The organism is Nitrosomonas sp. GH22 (assembly GCF_009833115.1).
Taxonomy (GTDB): Bacteria; Pseudomonadota; Gammaproteobacteria; order Burkholderiales; family Nitrosomonadaceae; genus Nitrosomonas; species Nitrosomonas eutropha.
In genome coordinates this window covers 71,484-89,217 of the sequence record NZ_QRCA01000009.1, presented here as the reverse complement: position 1 = coordinate 89,217, position 17,734 = coordinate 71,484, and the positions used below count along the sequence as shown (strand labels likewise).

Here is a 17,734-nt window from a genome sequence, read left to right as displayed (position 1 = left end):
GATTTATTATTAATGTGCAGTCTCAGGATATTTTGTTAGTTATCGAACCATCCTGATTTCAATATGATCTGGATGAAATCTATAGGCTTCAGGCATACGTGCTACTAGCCATACACAACATGCCCGTTAATCAACGTAAACCGGGTGCGACCACATAGTTCCATTCCAAGAAAAGGTGTATTCTTGCCCTGACTTCTCAACTCAGCATTACTGACAACCCAGTACACATCGGGATCAAAAATACATAAATCAGCTGGAGCGCCTGCCACCAATCGCCCGGCATCAATTCCCAGTATCCGAGCCGGATACGATGTAATTCTTGCCAGTGCTTCTGGTAATGATAATCTGTTTTCCATTGCCCATTTCAGCGTAAGCGGCAGCAACAGCTCCAATCCGGTTGCGCCAGTTTCGGCTTGGGCAAAGGGTAGCAGCTTAGCATCATCATCCACGGGTGCATGATCCGAGCAGATCGCATCAATCGCCCCATCCATCAGCCCTGCGCGTAATGCATCCCTGTCCGCCAGACCTCTGAGTGGCGGCATAAGATGACAGTTCGCATCAAAAAAGCCAATATCCATATCAACTAGATGTACATGGTGAATGGAAACATCACAAGTTAGCGGCAAACCTTGCTGCTTGGCTGCACGTACCAGCGCTACGCCCTCGGCACTGGAAATACGGCATAGATGTGCGCTGGCACCAGTTTCTTTCATCAGAGACAAAATATCCGTGAGCGCAATTGTCTCCGCACACACAGGTATTGCTGGCAATCCTAAACGAGTGGCAACCTCCCCATCATGGGCAACACCATGATTGGCCAGATACATATCCTGAGGGCGCAGCCAGACTTTGAAACCGAAAGTGGCAGCATACTGCATGGCTCGCATCAATACATGCAGATTGGCAATCGGTGCATCTGCCTGGCTGAAAGCAACACACCCGGCATCATGCAACTCAACCATTTCCGTTAATCGTTCACCTTTAAGTCCTTGAGTCAGCGCTCCTACCGGGTAGACTCGTGCCCGATCAAGATTACGCGCACGATGCTTCAGCATCTCCACCAGACCCGGTTCATCCAATGGTGGATCTGTATCCGGGGGGCACGCGAGGCTGGTTACTCCTCCCGCTACTGCGGCTTCCAGCTCCGACTCCAGGGTGGCCATATACTCAAGCCCAGGTTCGCGCAAACGTGCGGATAAATCAACCAAACCGGGGCATACAACCAATCCGCTTGCATCAATCTCCCGATCGTCATGAAAATGTTCAGGCCGGGAATCGATTGATATAATCCTGCCTTCAGCCAGATAAAGATCGCCAATACGATCCATACCGCTGTCAGGGTCAATCAGACGGCCATTTCGGATACAAATATGCATAGAGGATACGAGCGTTAATTTCCAGCGAGAATCGACATGACTGCCATGCGAACAGCAATACCAAAACCTACCTGGGGTAGAATGACCGATTGAGAACCGTCAGCCACCTCCGAATCAATTTCCACACCGCGATTCATCGGACCAGGGTGCATCACAATCGCATCAGATCTGGCTAACAAAAGTTTTCCCGGTGTTAGTCCGTAATACTTGAAATATTCTTCGGTGCTGGGTAAATGCGCAGATTCCATACGTTCATGCTGCAATCGCAGCATCATCAGCACATCTACATCTTTCAAGCCTTGTGTCATGTTGTGGTAAACATGCACACCAAGCCGCTCAACCCGGGCCGGCAACAACGTCTTGGGTGCAATAACACGGATTTCCGGTACTCCCAGTGTTGTCAGTGCGTGAATCTGTGAACGCGCCACTCGGGAATGCAGAATATCTCCAATAATTGCCACACGCAGTGTATGAAAATCCTGTTTGTAACGACGGATGGTAAACATATCAAGCAATGCCTGCGTAGGGTGCGCATGCCATCCGTCACCGGCATTAATAACATGAATTTCCGGGCCGACATGACGAGCGATCAGATGCGCTGCACCACTCTGGTTGTGGCGTACCACAAACATATCTGCATGCATGGCAGACAGGTTGTTCACCGTATCCAGTAAAGTTTCCCCTTTGGTCTGGGATGAAACTGCCATACTAAGATTGATTACATCCGCTGAAAGGCGTTTTGCCGCAATTTCGAAAGTTGTGCGAGTGCGGGTACTCGGCTCAAAAAACAGGTTGAATACCGATTTGCCTCGCAGCAGAGGAATTTTCTTGACATCCCGCTCTGTCACACCAGTGAATGATTCCGCTGTATCAAGGATATGGCGCAAAATCGCAACAGGTAACCCCTCTGTCGTAAGCAGATGCTGCAGCTCCCCATTTTTATTCAACTGCGGATGTATACTCATTACGCAGGAATTCCGAAAGAATTACAACAATACATATTTGTTTTAAATATCAACAAATAAAATCTTTTCGCACAAAACAGTCCGAGTCATCTGGATAACAACAGCATAATCCGCGATTTAAAGCAGACCGGCAATATTGATGAAAGTACAAGGGAGGTAATCTGCTGGTGGGCTCCCAGAATATGCATTACTCAGTTACTATGCTACGCAAATCCAGGCTCAGTTTTCCATCATCCGCCTGTCTCAGTTCAAGCATGCTGCTTTCCGGCAAAGTCAGTACGGCTCCTGTATACCGTGCAGCAATCGGCAACTCCCGTCCGCCACGATCCACCAGAACAGCCAGATGGATACTGGCTGGCCGACCGTAATCAAACAATTCATTTATCGCAGCACGGATGGTTCTACCTGTATAGAGCACATCATCCACCAGAATGATGCGACTATTTTCAGCTTCAAAAGGGAGCTGAGAAGGTCTGACCTGTGGATGAAGGCCGATTTTACTGTAATCATCACGGTAAAAAGAAATATCCAGCACCCCTACCGGCTGCGTGATCTTCAATGCCTGATGAATACGCCTAGCCAGCCAGGCCCCCCCGGTATGAATACCCACAATAGTCGTTTTATCAGTGACATCCAATCGGATTTTTTCGATAAGCAGTGTCAGTAGCTGTTCGGCATCAGGAAGCTGCATGAGATGAATCAAAGAAAGTTTGAAGGATATGTTGTGCTGCAATCTGATCAAGCATTGGCCGCTGTTTTCTGCCTGTAATGCCTACTTCTTCCAACGTTAAACGAGCAATCGCTGTCGTATAACGCTCGTCTTCCATCACCACTGGAATTCCGAATCGTCCTTCCAGTCGCCTCGCAAAACGTTGGCATAATCGGGTTATCTCATGTTCAGCACCATCAGCATGAACCGATAACCCCACCACCAGCAAAACCGGTTGCCATGTCTCGATTAATTCGGCAATCTTTTCAAAACGGGGCTTAGTCATCGCCTGATCAATTGTCATCAAAGGATGAGCTAATCGCAATTCATATTCGCCAATAGCCACCCCTATACGTCGCACACCAAAATCGAAAGCAAGCACAGTGCCGGATAAAATAACGCTTGCCATGTCAGATATAGTTTCTTCGGCAGAATCAGGCATGACCAACTTCATTGGACAAATTGAAAAAATCAATCCCCAGCAATTTCATGGCAGCAGGTAGTCGCTCTTCAAAAGAGAGTTCAAACAATATCCGGGATTGAGCGGGTACAGTCAGCCAGGCATTCTGCGCTAGCTCCTGTTCGAGTTGCCCAGCCGCCCAACCTGAATAACCAAGTGCAACCAGGATTTTCTCTGGCCCCTGACAATCAGCAACTGCTTGCAAAATATCAATAGAAGCAGTCAGACCAGTCACCACATTGGAAGACAACGTAAACCTCCATGCTCCAACCGGTTCGTGCAATACAAATCCGTTATCGACTTGCACCGGACCCCCCAACAATACCGGCAGATTGGAAAGAGCGGGATCCTGAGGGGACATACCTAATTGCGTCAGCAGTTTTTCTACCGATAAATCAGTCGATCGATTCACAACCAGGCCCAAAGCACCTTGTTCATTATGCTCGCAAATATAGGTTAACGTTTTGGCAAAGAATGAATCCTCCAATCTCGGCATAGCAATCAGAAAATGATCGGTCAGGTTGATGGCTTGCATTACGATTGTGACATCTATAAAAATTTACCGTACCTATACCCAGTATGCAGTACGTGTCATGATTCCAGAGCTGAATTTCATGACAGCTTTAATCGGCACAGGCAATGGGCCGCCTCCATACGAAACCGCCATGGTAGCATGGCATGCTTCATCGACTTTCATCTGTGACACGATGGCCCGGCTGCGAACATCCTGATGAGGCAATCGCTGTAAATGGTCTGCCAGATGCGCTTCAACCTGACGCTCTGTCTCAGCCAGAAAACCGAGATTCCATTTATCTCCAAGCACACCTGCCACCAATCCCAGCGCAAAGGATCCTCCATACCACAACGGATTCAGAAAACTTTTATGCCCGCCCAGCTCCGCAATTCGGCGCTCTGTCCAGGCAAGATGTTCCGTTTCCTCACGTGCAGCCTGATCCAGCGCTTGACGCACCTGTTCATTGCGTGCCGTCAGTGCCTGTCCCTGATAAAGCGCCTGGGCACAGACCTCACCGACATGATTGATACGCATCAGTGCTGCAGATTCACGTTTCTCAATCTTACTCAACTCATTCTCAGGCAGATCCTTCCCCGGAATAGGACGCAAAGTAGCTGCAGGAGCCAGTAATGTACGCAGAGCGTTATCAAAACCAATAATCAATTTATCAACATTCAACATAAAATTCCTCCACTAATCTCTTTTTCCCGTCTTGAGCCAGAACAATCTACTTTTCATTTTATACGCATTTGCCGAGCAAGCAACGTTACCGGATGCAAAACCTCTATATTTTTCCCTTTTCTCACCAACCCGTTAGCAATATGCAAGGCACAACCGATATTCGCCGTCACCAGGCAATCAGCCCTGGTCTGTTCGAAAGTTTGTAATTTTTCATCAAGCAAAGCTCCTGCAAATTCTGGCTGATCAAGAAAATAGGTACCGGCCGCGCCGCAACACCGATCGTTACCAGGTAGTTCCACTACTTCAATTCCCGGAATATGTTGCAGCACAGAATACAGATAGCCTGAAGCACGCAGTGTATTACGCAACGTACAAGGCTCATGCACCGCTATTTTTCGCGACAAGGGCACAAAACTGATTTCATCCCATACCCGTGCATCGAGAAACTGACCAATATCCATTACCGGCACAGAAAACCCGGCATCTTCTAATCGTGACGAATATTCTGCCAATTGAACACCACAACCGGAAGCAGTACTGATAATTGCCTGAATATTCAACCCCTCAAAAGCACGGAGATTTTGTTGAGCCAGCGACATTGCTGCATCAACCTGACCACTATGTTGATAAAGCGCTCCACAACACGTTTGTGCACTTGGCACATGCACTGTATAACCCAGCTGGTTCAATATAGATATGGTTGAAAGCAGTGTTTCGGTATCAACCAGCCTTGCAACACAACCCAGAAACAACGCCACCTCACCGCGCAGAAAACCCTTAGCCGGGTATGAGCCACGCCATATTTGCCCCGGTAGATTGCGTGTTGCCAGAAATAGCAGAGACTGAGCCAGGGCATTTCTTTTCAGTACATTCAACCGTAACAACAACGACAGCAAACCACTCCTGACCAATAGACGCAACGCTGGCCGCAATATGTCAAATCGAGCAGATTTCGCAACCAGCTCTCGTTCCAGCAAATCCCTCAACCAACTCTTTCCACTTCGATTTTCTTTTTGAACAAAGGATGAGTTTTCATGAATCATGGCACGCGCATTATTAATCAAGCGGCCATAGGCGACGTTACTTGGACACACACTCTCGCAGGCACGACAAGTAAGACAGCGATCCATATGCTGAACAAATCTCTCATTCAATGGAATGTGCTTATTAGCAACCCCACTCATCAGTGCAATACGTCCTCGCGGAGAATCCGCCTCGGAATGCGTCAGGTGATAAGTAGGACAATGCGGCAAACACAATCCACATGCCACGCAACGATTGGCCTCTGCAAGTAGCTCTTTAATCAAGTAATAACTATGATCTGAATTTTTCATGACTTTTACAGCTACCTTATTAGAATCAAACCATTGTATTGTTCACGATACACTTTTACTTGAATGATTATATTAATATCACCGATTACCTTAATTTGGCCGATCCCTTTTTAAATACATAGTACATAGCCACCGGATTGCAATTTAATTTATTGCTTGCTAAGTATATGAAAATTGCCATAGAATTACAGGTTTTAGTTAACAAATAACCACTTTATACAAGGGGCAACATGGTAGTAGTAAGACTGGCACGAGGTGGTGCTAAGAAGCGTCCTTTTTACAATATGGTAGTGGCCGATTCCCGTCGCCATCGGGACGGAAAATTTATAGAACGCGTGGGATTCTACAACCCTCGGGCTACGGGTGGCGAAGAAAGTTTGCGTATTCAGATGGATCGCCTGAACCACTGGCAATCCCAAGGAGCACAGCTATCCAGTACCGTCTCCAGGCTCGTTAAACAGTTTGGTAGACAGCAAAAACCCGCCTAGCCATCAGAGTGAAGCCGGGCTTCTCATAAACGAGGAGTTAATGGTTGTGTTGGGTAGAGTTATTGGCCCACACGGGATTAGAGGCCAGATCAAGGTTACTCCCTTCACCGAACACATTGATGGATTGATGGAATATCCTGTGTGGTGGCTCAGCAATGATGAGAAAAGCTGGCAAATAGTACATCCAACCTCTTTCTCTGTTCACGACAGCTTGCTGATTATTACGTTGGAAGAATATAGCGACCGGACGAATGCCTCTGGGCTGAAGGGGTGGCTGATTGCCGTACCACGCAGTCAACTGCCTCAACTATCAGAAGATGGCAAAGAGGGATACTATTGGTCAGATTTGATTGGAATCAGTGTTGTTAACACGCAAGGTGAATTTATCGGAACTGTGGCCGGCTTATTTGAAACAGGGGCAAATGACGTATTGCGCATTCAGCTCCCCGGCGGCAAAGAAGAATTGATTCCTTTTGTAGATCAGGTTGTCAGGCAAGTAGATATGAGATCACGACAAATCATGGTGGATTGGGAGCTGGATTATTGAATTTTGTATGATGCCGTTTGAATTTGACGTCATTACGTTGTTGCCCGACATGTTTGATGCTGTCACACAACACGGAGTAACAGGTAGAGCAAAAAAAAATAACTTATATCGTCTGCATACCTGGAACCCTCGCGACTATGCCACAAACCGTTATCGGACGGTAGATGATGCACCTTATGGTGGAGGTCCTGGCATGATCATGATGGCTGAACCGCTGGATCTGGCCATCACAGATGCAAAAATTCGGCAGACCAGGAATGGAACCAGCAGAACCAGCGTCATTTACCTTTCCCCTCAGGGCAAGCGATTGGATCATAAAAAAATTCTGCAGATTTCCAAACTAGATGGAGTCATATTGCTCTGTGGTCGTTACGAAGGAATTGATGAAAGATTAATAGAAGATCAGGTAGACGAAGAAATTTCAATCGGGGATTACGTAATTTCTGGTGGGGAGCTGGCGGCCATGGTCTTAATTGATGCGGTGATCAGGCAATTACCTGGCGCATTGGGTGATACGCAATCAGCCAGCCAAGATTCCCACGTTGATCATTTGCTGGAATATCCACACTATACCCGGCCCGATATCTATAAAGAAAAACCAGTACCCGAAGTGCTGTTGTCCGGTGACCACGCAAAAATAGAGCGCTGGCGCCTGCAACAGGCAATTGGTAGAACTTGGCTAAAAAGGCCTGATTTGTTAGCAGAAAAATATCCAGAAGGCCTCCCTGGCAAGGAAAAGGAATTACTGGAGGAGTTTAAGCAATTACAATGTTTGACGATTACCAACCAGGCGACAGATACAATAAAAGAACAGGAGCAACGAAATGAACTTGATCGAACAACTGGAACGTGAAGAAATAGAAAGGCTGGGGAAAATAATTCCCGATTTTTCGCCGGGCGATACACTCGTGGTCAACGTAAATGTCGTAGAAGGTGATCGTAAACGTACCCAGGCCTTTGAAGGGGTCGTTATCGCCAAACGCAACCGTGGACTCAATTCTTCATTTATTGTGAGAAAAATATCCAGTGGAGAGGCAGTAGAACGCACATTTCAGACTTACTCCCCTCTCATTGCAAGCATGGAAGTCAAACGGCGCGGTGCAGTACGTCGAGCAAAACTCTATTACCTGAGAGATAGAACCGGCAAAGCTGCAAGAATCCGGGAAAAGTTACCTGCACGCAGAATTCAACAAAGAAGTGTTGCTGCAGATTAACCACCAGACTTCGGAGCGCAGGCAATTCTAATTGCCTGTGCTCCGAAAATTGAACCTTCAACCACCTAGTAACTTTTTTATCTTCTCAGGGGGTCGCCCCAGTACCGCACTATCCCCGCGAATCACAATTGGGCGCTGAATCAGATCAGGATTGGCCGCCATCAGTTGTAATAATTCCTCATCATTCGCTGATTCCGAACCCTTAGCAAGTGGCTCATCCGCACGCAGCAAACCTCTTGCTGGAATACCCAACTTACGAACAATCTCGCGCAACATGTCGATGGTCAGTCGGGTATCGTAGTAATTAATACTGTCGAATTCATTACCACTCTCCTTAAGAATAGTTAATGCTTCATGGCATTTACTGCAGGTGGGTTTTTGATAAATAGTTATTCTATCGCCCATAACCGCCTCATTTAATTCCGCATTCCCTGGAAATGGCAGCATAAGCCGCACTTGATCCTTTTAAACCGAAAGTATCAGTTGTTGCCGTCCCCTGCGCAGAAACCCCGTTAACCACCATCTGATTGCCCCCGCGTATCGCTGACATCAGTTTGTTATCTGTTGCTGAATCGGGTGCCCAGGCAGTTTCATTCTGAGTAAACAATTTGAAACGCTGGCCGCCGATACTGACTGTCACCTCGCTGTTTGGTTTAAATGAGTAACCCGCAACGAAACTGAACACATTTTTGCTCTTCTCAGCGGGACGATGGGTGATCAGCGCATAAACACTCCCGCGCTTGGTATAGTTACCTTCCTCCTTACTGGGTGTGCTGACCATATAACAAACCTTGTTACTTTCCTCCATGTACACATAGGCGATCCAATCACCAAATTCTCCGATTGATTTTGGTTCAGCCGCATGCGCTGCAATACTCGTCATAAAAAAAACAGCTGAAGCTGACAGTATCAGTATTTTTGCGAATATCCATCTCATCGTATAAAGCTCCATAATTATCGCAATACTTCGACTCGCCGATAATCTGCTAATCACACCCTTCCATTTTATAAATGTAATATCCTTTCTGCTTGATCGCTTCAATCACCTCATCAGGTGCTTTCTGGCTGTGGCAAAAACGACATTCCTCACTGGTTACCGTCGCATCCTCTTCTCCAATCGAAGCAAGCCATTCCTTGGCAAATTCAATCGCTTTCTTATCATCCCTTACATCAGTAAACACATCAAAATGCATAGTGTGTCCGCGCTTGGATTTGACATAGGTATCGTACACATGGATCTGCATAAAAGTTCTCCTTACTGATTAATAATAGAAAGACAAATAATTCAAAGCTGTATTATGCCATTTTTCTGCGCGCCACGATAACGCCATCACGCGTTGGATTGATAAAGGCATCAAACTCCGGATCCTTACAAATTAGCTGATTATGCTCTCTGATTGCTTCAGTCCAGCCTGGTTTAATATCTGCAGAGCCATCCACGGCCACTCGCCCACGCCATAATACGTTGTCGGCAATATATAACCCACCAGGGCGGATACGTTCTTTGGCCATGCGCCAGATATCCGGATATCCTCCTTTATCCGCATCGTTGTAGCAGATATCGAACATCCCATCAGTCTGTGCAAATATATCCTGAGCATAGCCCGTGCAAAATTTCACCCGCTCCCATATTCCAACGGCAGCGAGATATTGCTCTGCCCTTTCCTGATTAACCGGATTGCTGTCTGTACAGACAATTTGGCCATCAGGTCCAACTGCCTTGCCAAACCAATAGGCGGAATACCCGTACCCGCTGCCAAACTCAAAAACTCTATGTGCACCTATCATTTTTGCGAGGATTTCCAGCGAGATCCCAACGAGCCTGCCTACAATCGGGAAATTTCTCACCCGGGCAAATGCTTCCATCTCATCGAGGATGGGATGATCAAACTGCTCTGTCAGAGTGTACATATAATGTTCAATCATCGGATTAACAGGGATCAATCCATCTGGATTATCAACGACCGGTGGCTGCAGGATTGGCATTATCGAGCCATACTGGAACGTTTACGAATTCCACCCTTGATTTGCGGACTCTTTCGATCGATTAGATCAAGGCTTCCTTCATACCTCTGCCAGCAAACAGCTATGGCCGTCACTGCGAGCAAAAATGGTGGAATTCTGCTGTATAGTAAGAAAGTATCAGTCAAACCGGACAGAAAAGTGAAACACACAATTGCACCACCCAATAAAGCCATCTGATGTTGCTTGAATGTTTTGAACCAGCACCATAATAAGAATATAAAAGCCAATATACCAAGCAATCCCAGATGTACGCCAATTTCAATTAGTTCATTATGGAAATGTTTTGCTTCATGAAACTCAGGCAAATCCTGGTAAATCCCTTCTTTATAGGACATAAAACTATTTTGGAGATAATGCTTCGCCATGCCAGAACCATGCCCTATGACAGGAGCGTCAACAAGACCGTGCAAACCAATATCCCAGATTGCCAGCCGATAACCTACGCTGGTTTGGTAATGCCCTTGCTGAAATAATTGAAGATCTGAGCCGATTGCTTCCAGTCTTTTATGAAAAACATCACTGCTCGCAGCGAACAATACAGTTACTGCAATAATTGAAGCTAGGTAACTCGCTAACACTTTACCTTTTACTTGATAACGCAGACAAAACATTAACAAGAGTATCATTACGGTTGAGAGCAATATACCTCTTGCATTCTCACGAAACTGAAGAAATAGCAACAACAAAGCGGTTATCCATAACAAAGCCGATAAAAACCAGCGCATTCTGGACAAAGTAACCCATCCACCATAAACAGCCAAAATAACGCCGATTCCTAGTGCGGATGAGAAATTCAAATAAGACATACCAAACAAAGAAATTCCTTGCTCACCAAGTACTGCATACTGATAGCCACCCAACACAACCACTCCCAGATAACCACTAATCAGCGCCCCCGTCACCCAAGGTAAACGCTCTTTATTTAACAATGAAAAGAATGGGATAATTATCAGCAGAATAAAATATTTTTCCCATCTCCCTGTAAGGGATACAGAAAAATCACTCCAGAGCAAGCCAACTCCCCATACCCCACAAAAAACAAGAACGCCTTGTATTAAAGGCTCTTTTAACAGATCAGGAAATCTGGATAATCCTCCATCCACCAGCCAGGCAACAACCAGCAAACCTATTCCCCAATACACCAACCCACTGGGCCAAAGTGCAAGACAAAAAAACACCAATACAAACCGCACCAGCAACTCACGCCAACTCAATACAATCCCACTACTCAAAATAAATCCTTTCAAGTCAACCGGTTGACGAGCATTTACAATGCTTCCCTATTCTAACGATATTACAGTTACTTCTTTAATATTGCTCCCTCAAAAGAAAGAGGAGATTCATCAAATGATAGCTTTTTGACTTCCAGCCTGAACACACGACCCCAGACGATTAGCAAGGTGCGTAATAAAAACGGGATATCATCCATCATCCAGATAGTCGAGATACGTCTGTCCGCACGCCACCAGTTTCTAAATGTTGTCCAGATTACCGCGGTTAAGCGCAGCGGCTGACTATACATTTGCAGACATAGCAACGTGGGTGATCGCGCCGAGGTAAACCAATGTACATAACCTCCTTTACGAAATACATTTTCAATTGTAACCAGAACAGACGAAGGAAAATTTACAAGTGATCCGTTAGTCGAAAACAGCAGGATATTTTGTCGTGCATCAGGGTAACGTGAAAGATAAAAGGCACGGTTACGTCGTGAAAGTTGCTTCTGTGATCGTCCATTACCAAACGAACCCCTTCTCTTATGATAAATACAAACACCAGGATGTATGCCGAAACGCCATCCGTGAAGATCAAGCCGGCGGCCAAGATCAATATCTTCATAATAACCTCGCCCAAATGCTGGGTCGAAGCCTCCGATTTCCTGAAAAACATCACGGCGGATTAGTATGGCGTGTCCACGAAGATAGTAATTGGGTATATAGCCTGCTTCCCGCAGCATATAGCGCCCAAGATCATATTGGGCGTAACTGTTACCGGCAGGAACAATAGCCGCTAATTCAGGATCAGCAGTAAAGGCTGTGCATAACAACGGCAGGAAATCCTGGCTGACTTCGGTGTCTGAGTTAAGAATAAATACATAGGAAGCGTCAGATCGATTGACGGCTGCATTTACTGAAATACCAAAGCCCTGGTTTTTCTCCGCATGGTGAACGTCAACACAATCATACGACAGGTTATCCAGCATCTCCCTCGTTTCGTGGCCAGACGCATCATCCTGAACGATAATGCGTCTAATGGATTGATTAAGATGCGCGACAATGGAATCAATACAGCGCCGTGTCCAATCGGGAGCGTTATATACCGGAATAACGACATCTATTGTTTTGTCAGCAGGTATTGCAAATTTCCTGATATCTATCATCCTCTGTCTCCGGTATGTATCAGCAGCAGTCACAGGACAACAGAACCCAGATGACCTTTTGCCATAATGGTTGCATTGTTCAACAGCCTATTCAGCCAAGCAATAGCCGAAAGAGCTGCCAAATAAACCTGTGTTATTATGCAAAATATTGACAAGGAAGGATTAAGGTTGACTGCAAAGTGGCATTATACACAGCGCATAATACCTATGAATCCAGCAAACCAGCCGCAGCACGCACTGCAAAAAATATTTTATTCGCCCCATCATATCTGCATATTTAACCAGTCACTTTTCCCATAACTATGAAAACAATCGCCATCATTCCGGCACGCATGGATTCTTCGCGTTTTCCCGGAAAACCGTTAGCGCAGCTGCTGGACTGCACCATGCTGGAGCATGTTTACCAGCGTGTTGCCATGAGCAAATCGCTGAGCGCAACTTATATCGCCACCTGTGACGAAGCCATCCGGCAGGCAGCAACCGCTTTCGGAGCACCCGTCATCATGACTGCAGACAGCCACGAACGGGCCAGTGACCGCATCGCGGAAGCAACCGCACACACCGATGCTGATCTGATCGTCATGGTGCAGGGAGATGAACCGATGACACATCCTTCCATGATCGACACCGCCATCGCACCTTTCCACAATGATCCCAAACTGGAATGCGTCAATCTGACGAAGCGAATCGACGATGAAGCCGATTTTCGCAGCCCCAACACCATCAAAGTGGTTACGGATCAGCAGGGAAATGCGTTATATATGACCCGTCAGCCGATTCCGACATTGGCTCCAGGTGGCTTTGGAGCAACTGCCACTTACAAGCAGGTCTGTATCATTCCTTTTACACGCACCTGTCTGCTCGAATACAGCCAGTTATCGCCCACCCCACTGGAATGCCTCGAATCAATTGATATGCTGCGCCTGCTGGAACACGGCCGCCGCGTCAGGATGGTGGAAACTGAATACGATACGCAGGCAGTTGATACCGAGGCAGATCTGGCCCGTGTTGCGCAGCTGATGGCTAATGATCCGCTACTGGGCAAATATCAAAGAATCTAACTGGAGCGCTTATGTCACTGAAAGCCCGTCTCACCCATCATGAACTGACCATTGGCTCATGGATCACGCTCGGACACCCCTCAATTGCTGAGATCATGGCCAAAGCCGGTTTTGACTGGCTGGTACTGGATACCGAACACAGCGTACTGGAGCTGAGCGAAGTACAAGCACTTATTCAAGTGCTAGATAGCCAACAATGTCCGGCAATCGTACGATTGACCTCCAACCATCCCGATCAGATCAAACGCGTCATGGATGCCGGTGCAACCGGAATCATGGTGCCGATGATCAAATCTGCAGAAGATGCTCGCGCTGCAATCGATGCTGTTTATTATCCGCCTGAAGGAACCCGTGGTGTAGGGTTAGCGCGTGCTCAGGGCTATGGCACAAGTTTTCAGGCATACCGGCAATGGTTGCGTGACAATGCGGTTGTCATCGTGATGATTGAGCATATCCGCGCTATTGAAAACATCGATGCCATTCTGTCCACTCCCGGCATTGATGCTTACATCATCGGCCCTTATGATCTATCTGGATCAATGGGGCAACCGGGTGAGCTGGATCATCCTGATGTACAGGCAGCCATTCAGCAAGTATTGCAAGCTGGTATCCACCATCACAAAGCAGGTGGCATCCATGTCGTTGAACCCGACACAGCTGCGCTGCAACAACGGATCAAACAGGGATTTTCATTTCTGGGATACAGCCTTGATATCCGCATGCTTGATTCCCTTTGCCGCACCCATCTGAACATGATCAGAACATCTTCATGAGCAAGATCGTCGTTTCCACTTCCTCTTTCGATTTTGATCACAACCCCGCCATACAGCGACTGCAGGCACAAGGCTTCACCGTCACCGGCAATCCTTACCGGCGCAAGCTCGCCGAAGATGAAATTATTGATTTACTCAGCACGGATACCGTCGCCCTGCTGGCGGGAGTTGAGCCGCTGACAGAACATGTGTTGACAAGCGCCAGTGCTTTGCGTGTCATTGCACGTTGCGGCACTGGCATGGATAGTGTTGATCTGAAAGCTGCTCAACAAAGAAACATCAAGGTTTCCAATACCCCTGAAGCGCCCGCTCAGGCTGTTGCAGAACTGACACTAGGGCTGATGCTTGATTGCCTGCGCCAGATCAATCACACTGATCGTTCCGTACGCAAAGGTGAATGGCCACGCACACAGGGACGGCTGCTGGCTGCACGCACAGTGGGCATTGTTGGCCTGGGACATATTGGCCGACGGGTTGCTAAACTATGTCAGGCATTCGAGGCAAAGGTCATCGCACATGACCCTCATCTGCAGCAAGCACCCGGCGGCATCGAACTCGTTTCATTGAATACTTTGCTCGAACAGGCTGATATTGTGACACTCCACTTGCCCTACTCTCCGGATGTTCGCCATTTAATTAATGCCGAAGCCATTGCGCATATGCAACCCGGAACAATCTTTATCAACGCCGCCCGTGGCGGATTGGTCGATGAAACCGCTTTATGCACAGCGCTCAATTCAGGGCACATTGAAGCGGCTGCACTAGACAGCTTCGAACAGGAGCCCTACCAGGGACCTCTGCGCGAATGCAAACGGGCGATACTGACTTCTCATATCGGATCACTTGCGCGAGAAACACGGCAGCGCATGGAAATCGAAGCGGCTGAAAATTTGTGGTGGGGAATGGTCGAGGCAGGTTTGATCAATGAGTGAAGCAATACAGCCGGGGCAAATTGCAGTTGTACTGGGTGCAGGCGGCTTTCTGGGCAGCCACGTTGCCGATGCCCTGTCCAATGCAGGCTATCAGGTGCGTCTGTTCGATCGCCATCTTTCCCCGTTCCGGCGGCCTGATCAGGAAATGATCATTGGTGATCTGATGGATATCAACCAGGTATCCAACGCCGTTCAGGGTGCTGCGGTTGTCTATAATTTTGCCGCCATCGCTGATATTGATGAGGCCAATGATAAGCCTCTGGCCACAGCCAGCATCAATGTCATCGGTAACATGCATGCACTCGAATCAGCCCGACTGGCGGGTGTACGCCGTTTTATCTTTGCCAGCAGCATTTACGTTTACTCTGAATCCGGCTCGTTCTATCGCGCCAGCAAACAGGCAGCCGAACGTTTCACTGAAACCTATCATGAACGCTACGGACTGGAATACACCATTCTGCGCTATGGATCGCTCTATGGCCGACGTTCGGACAAACGCAACGGTATCTATCGCATGCTGCACGAGGCCGTACAACAACATTCCATCACCTATCACGGCAGTGGGGAATCCATCCGGGAATACATTCATGTCGAAGACGCCGCCCGCATGAGCGTACAAGTACTTGCTTCGGAATTTGCCAACCGCCACCTGATTCTGACCGGCCAGGAAAAAATGCGCATCCGCGACGTTATGACCATGATCTCGGAAATGATGCCGTGGGATGTCGCTCTGCATTTGGATCAGGACAAACCAGGGCATCATTACCAGATTACGCCGTATGCATTTCAGCCCCGTGTTGGCCGCAAACTGGTACTCAATGAGCATGTTGATCTTGGGCAGGGATTGCTCGACTGTATCCAGGAAATTCACCAGCAGATCAATCATGGCCAGGAAGAAGATGCAACCCCTTCTTCCGCAGTATAATCAGGCATGAACATAACAAGCCGCCCGACTGACTACTGGCAAGCCATTATCTTTGATTTCGATGGTGTCATCGTGGAATCCGGGGATATCAAGGCACAGGCCTTTGCTGAACTGTATCGCCATCATGGTGAAACGATCGCACAGGCCGCAGTAGATTATCACCGCACCAACGGCGGTATGTCACGCTATCTCAAATTTCATTATTTCCAGCAAAATCTGCTAAATAACCCTCCCCTTACCAAGGAAGAAGAGCAGGAACTGGATCGGCGATTTTCCGAACTGGTCATGAATGCAGTCATTGCCTGTCAAGCGGTAGCCGGAGCGGAAACACTACTGGATAAAATGGTAAACCAGATTCCATTATTCGTTGCTTCCGGTACGCCGGAAAATGAACTGCGCACAATTGTTGAACGGCGCAACCTGTCACGCTACTTCACCAGGGTACACGGCTCTCCCCGACTCAAGGAAGCGCTGGTGGCAGATATTTTGTCAGCCCACCCGCTTGATCCTGAGCGCGTGCTGATGGTCGGCGATGCACTGGTGGATTATGAAAGTGCCCAGCAGAACGGCGTTATATTTCTTGGTCGCGTCCGCCCAGGCGATGACAATCCTTTTCCTAAATCAGTTGAAATTATTCCTGACCTATGGCCACTAACCACTTGATCGAACGTCACGTTTTCAATGATCTTCCCTCGTTATCTGAAGCATTGGCAGAATCAGTTGCCGTCACATTACGTAATGCAATCACACAGCACGGCCAAGCCAGTCTGGTGGTACCTGGTGGAAGAACACCCACTGTTTACCTTCCTCGGCTGGCACAAATAAACCTCCCCTGGCAACACGTCTTTGTAACGCTAAGCGATGAACGCTGGGTAGAACCAACCAGCGAGCAATCCAACGAACGGCTAGTGCGTGAGCATTTCCTGCAACACATGCAGCAACAGCCTCATTTTATCTCCCTCAAAACCAAACACGCTCACCCTGATGAGGCAATTGCTGACCTCGATATGCGCCTGGCCGGGTTACCCTTGCCATTCAGTCTGATCATCCTTGGCCTGGGGGCAGACGGCCATATTGCCTCTCTGTTTCCTGGCATGACGCTAGATATGAATTCAGCTAATCTGTGCCAGGCTGCTACACCTCCTGCTGCACCTTCCCCGCGTATCAGCCTGAGCTTGCAGGCACTTATCAACAGTAGCCGCATCATACTGGTCATTACAGGGAAAGAAAAAAGACAACTGGTTGATCAGCTCATTGCATCCCCTGATCCAGCCATACCGTTTGTACAGCTAATGCAATCCAGACCGGTAGAATTGTTCGAAACGGATTAGTTAGACACCGAATTTCATC

23 protein-coding genes are annotated in these 17,734 nt (G+C 47.6%); 10 read left to right on the top strand and 13 right to left on the bottom strand.

What is annotated here, in order from left to right:
- Positions 1–104: 104 nt before the first annotated feature.
- The 7 genes from ABF86_RS02315 to ABF86_RS02285 all read right to left on the bottom strand — a co-directional run bounded on the left by ABF86_RS02315 (position 105) and on the right by ABF86_RS02285 (position 6,039).
- Positions 105–1,376: a dihydroorotase gene (locus ABF86_RS02315; RefSeq protein ID WP_074684691.1), complete on the bottom strand. Its 1,272-nt coding sequence runs from the start codon at positions 1,374–1,376 to the stop codon at positions 105–107.
- A gap of 14 nt (positions 1,377–1,390) precedes the next feature.
- Positions 1,391–2,341, bottom strand: coding sequence for an aspartate carbamoyltransferase catalytic subunit (locus ABF86_RS02310; protein WP_074684690.1), 951 nt, complete (start codon positions 2,339–2,341; stop codon positions 1,391–1,393).
- 187 nt (positions 2,342–2,528) lie between these two features.
- Complete coding sequence (gene pyrR, locus ABF86_RS02305) at positions 2,529–3,032, bottom strand: bifunctional pyr operon transcriptional regulator/uracil phosphoribosyltransferase PyrR (protein WP_011633569.1); 504 nt, start codon at positions 3,030–3,032, stop codon at positions 2,529–2,531.
- A complete protein-coding gene (gene ruvX, locus ABF86_RS02300; protein WP_011633568.1) occupies positions 3,019–3,492 on the bottom strand; it encodes a Holliday junction resolvase RuvX in 474 nt (157 codons plus the stop codon). The genes pyrR and ruvX overlap by 14 nt, the downstream gene beginning before the upstream one ends.
- The gene (locus ABF86_RS02295) at positions 3,485–4,045 is read right to left on the bottom strand and encodes a YqgE/AlgH family protein (protein WP_011633567.1); all 561 of its coding nucleotides are present in this window, start codon (positions 4,043–4,045) and stop codon (positions 3,485–3,487) included. The genes ruvX and ABF86_RS02295 overlap by 8 nt, the downstream gene beginning before the upstream one ends.
- Positions 4,046–4,078: 33 nt before the next feature.
- Positions 4,079–4,705, bottom strand: coding sequence for a 2-polyprenyl-3-methyl-6-methoxy-1,4-benzoquinone monooxygenase (gene coq7 / locus ABF86_RS02290; protein WP_011633566.1), 627 nt, complete (start codon positions 4,703–4,705; stop codon positions 4,079–4,081).
- A 53-nt stretch (positions 4,706–4,758) separates the two neighbouring features.
- Positions 4,759–6,039: a (Fe-S)-binding protein gene (locus ABF86_RS02285; RefSeq protein ID WP_011633565.1), complete on the bottom strand. Its 1,281-nt coding sequence runs from the start codon at positions 6,037–6,039 to the stop codon at positions 4,759–4,761.
- Between the two features lie 230 nt (positions 6,040–6,269).
- Here ABF86_RS02285 and rpsP point away from each other — a divergent pair, with 230 nt between their 5' ends.
- From rpsP to rplS, 4 genes are read left to right on the top strand one after another with little or no spacing between them, the layout of a single operon-like run.
- Positions 6,270–6,527 (top strand): 30S ribosomal protein S16, encoded by a 258-nt coding sequence (gene rpsP / locus ABF86_RS02280; protein WP_011633564.1) that lies wholly within the window; start codon positions 6,270–6,272, stop codon positions 6,525–6,527.
- A gap of 40 nt (positions 6,528–6,567) precedes the next feature.
- Entirely contained in the window at positions 6,568–7,074 is a 507-nt protein-coding gene (rimM, locus tag ABF86_RS02275) for a ribosome maturation factor RimM (RefSeq protein ID WP_011633563.1), read from the top strand.
- Positions 7,075–7,084: 10 nt separating this feature from the next.
- On the top strand, positions 7,085–7,927 hold the full coding sequence (trmD, locus tag ABF86_RS02270; protein ID WP_041353418.1) for a tRNA (guanosine(37)-N1)-methyltransferase TrmD: 843 nt from the start codon (positions 7,085–7,087) through the stop codon (positions 7,925–7,927).
- A complete protein-coding gene (gene rplS, locus ABF86_RS02265) occupies positions 7,899–8,288 on the top strand; it encodes a 50S ribosomal protein L19 (RefSeq protein ID WP_011633561.1) in 390 nt (129 codons plus the stop codon). Before trmD ends, rplS begins: the two co-directional genes overlap by 29 nt.
- Positions 8,289–8,345: 57 nt before the next feature.
- Here the strand turns inward: rplS and ABF86_RS02260 are convergent, their stop codons facing one another.
- The 6 genes from ABF86_RS02260 to ABF86_RS02235 form a co-directional block, all read right to left on the bottom strand.
- On the bottom strand, positions 8,346–8,693 hold the full coding sequence (locus ABF86_RS02260) for an arsenate reductase family protein (protein ID WP_011633560.1): 348 nt from the start codon (positions 8,691–8,693) through the stop codon (positions 8,346–8,348).
- Positions 8,694–8,700: 7 nt separating this feature from the next.
- Positions 8,701–9,225, bottom strand: coding sequence for an invasion associated locus B family protein (locus ABF86_RS02255; RefSeq protein ID WP_011633559.1), 525 nt, complete (start codon positions 9,223–9,225; stop codon positions 8,701–8,703).
- A gap of 49 nt (positions 9,226–9,274) precedes the next feature.
- Positions 9,275–9,532 carry a DUF2024 family protein gene (locus tag ABF86_RS02250; RefSeq protein ID WP_011633558.1) on the bottom strand — a complete coding sequence of 86 codons (258 nt, stop codon included), beginning with the start codon at positions 9,530–9,532 and terminating at the stop codon, positions 9,275–9,277.
- 52 nt (positions 9,533–9,584) lie between these two features.
- A complete protein-coding gene (locus tag ABF86_RS02245; protein WP_240142191.1) occupies positions 9,585–10,199 on the bottom strand; it encodes an O-methyltransferase in 615 nt (204 codons plus the stop codon).
- A gap of 74 nt (positions 10,200–10,273) precedes the next feature.
- A complete protein-coding gene (locus ABF86_RS02240; RefSeq protein WP_240142190.1) occupies positions 10,274–11,545 on the bottom strand; it encodes an O-antigen ligase family protein in 1,272 nt (423 codons plus the stop codon).
- 68 nt (positions 11,546–11,613) lie between these two features.
- A complete protein-coding gene (locus ABF86_RS02235) occupies positions 11,614–12,693 on the bottom strand; it encodes a glycosyltransferase family 2 protein (protein ID WP_074684689.1) in 1,080 nt (359 codons plus the stop codon).
- 302 nt (positions 12,694–12,995) lie between these two features.
- On the opposite strand from ABF86_RS02235, the gene ABF86_RS02230 reads away from it, so the two are divergent.
- From ABF86_RS02230 to pgl, 6 genes are read left to right on the top strand one after another with little or no spacing between them, the layout of a single operon-like run.
- On the top strand, positions 12,996–13,754 hold the full coding sequence (locus ABF86_RS02230) for a 3-deoxy-manno-octulosonate cytidylyltransferase (protein WP_011633554.1): 759 nt from the start codon (positions 12,996–12,998) through the stop codon (positions 13,752–13,754).
- 11 nt (positions 13,755–13,765) lie between these two features.
- Positions 13,766–14,527 carry an aldolase/citrate lyase family protein gene (locus tag ABF86_RS02225; RefSeq protein ID WP_011633553.1) on the top strand — a complete coding sequence of 254 codons (762 nt, stop codon included), beginning with the start codon at positions 13,766–13,768 and terminating at the stop codon, positions 14,525–14,527.
- Positions 14,524–15,459, top strand: a complete 936-nt coding sequence (locus tag ABF86_RS02220; protein ID WP_074684688.1) for a phosphoglycerate dehydrogenase — start codon at positions 14,524–14,526, stop codon at positions 15,457–15,459. Before ABF86_RS02225 ends, ABF86_RS02220 begins: the two co-directional genes overlap by 4 nt.
- On the top strand, positions 15,452–16,384 hold the full coding sequence (locus ABF86_RS02215) for an NAD(P)-dependent oxidoreductase (protein ID WP_011633551.1): 933 nt from the start codon (positions 15,452–15,454) through the stop codon (positions 16,382–16,384). Before ABF86_RS02220 ends, ABF86_RS02215 begins: the two co-directional genes overlap by 8 nt.
- 6 nt (positions 16,385–16,390) lie before the next feature.
- Positions 16,391–17,047: an HAD hydrolase-like protein gene (locus tag ABF86_RS02210; protein WP_011633550.1), complete on the top strand. Its 657-nt coding sequence runs from the start codon at positions 16,391–16,393 to the stop codon at positions 17,045–17,047.
- Positions 17,029–17,715, top strand: a complete 687-nt coding sequence (pgl, locus tag ABF86_RS02205; protein WP_011633549.1) for a 6-phosphogluconolactonase — start codon at positions 17,029–17,031, stop codon at positions 17,713–17,715. The genes ABF86_RS02210 and pgl overlap by 19 nt, the downstream gene beginning before the upstream one ends.
- Positions 17,716–17,734 lie beyond the last annotated feature (19 nt).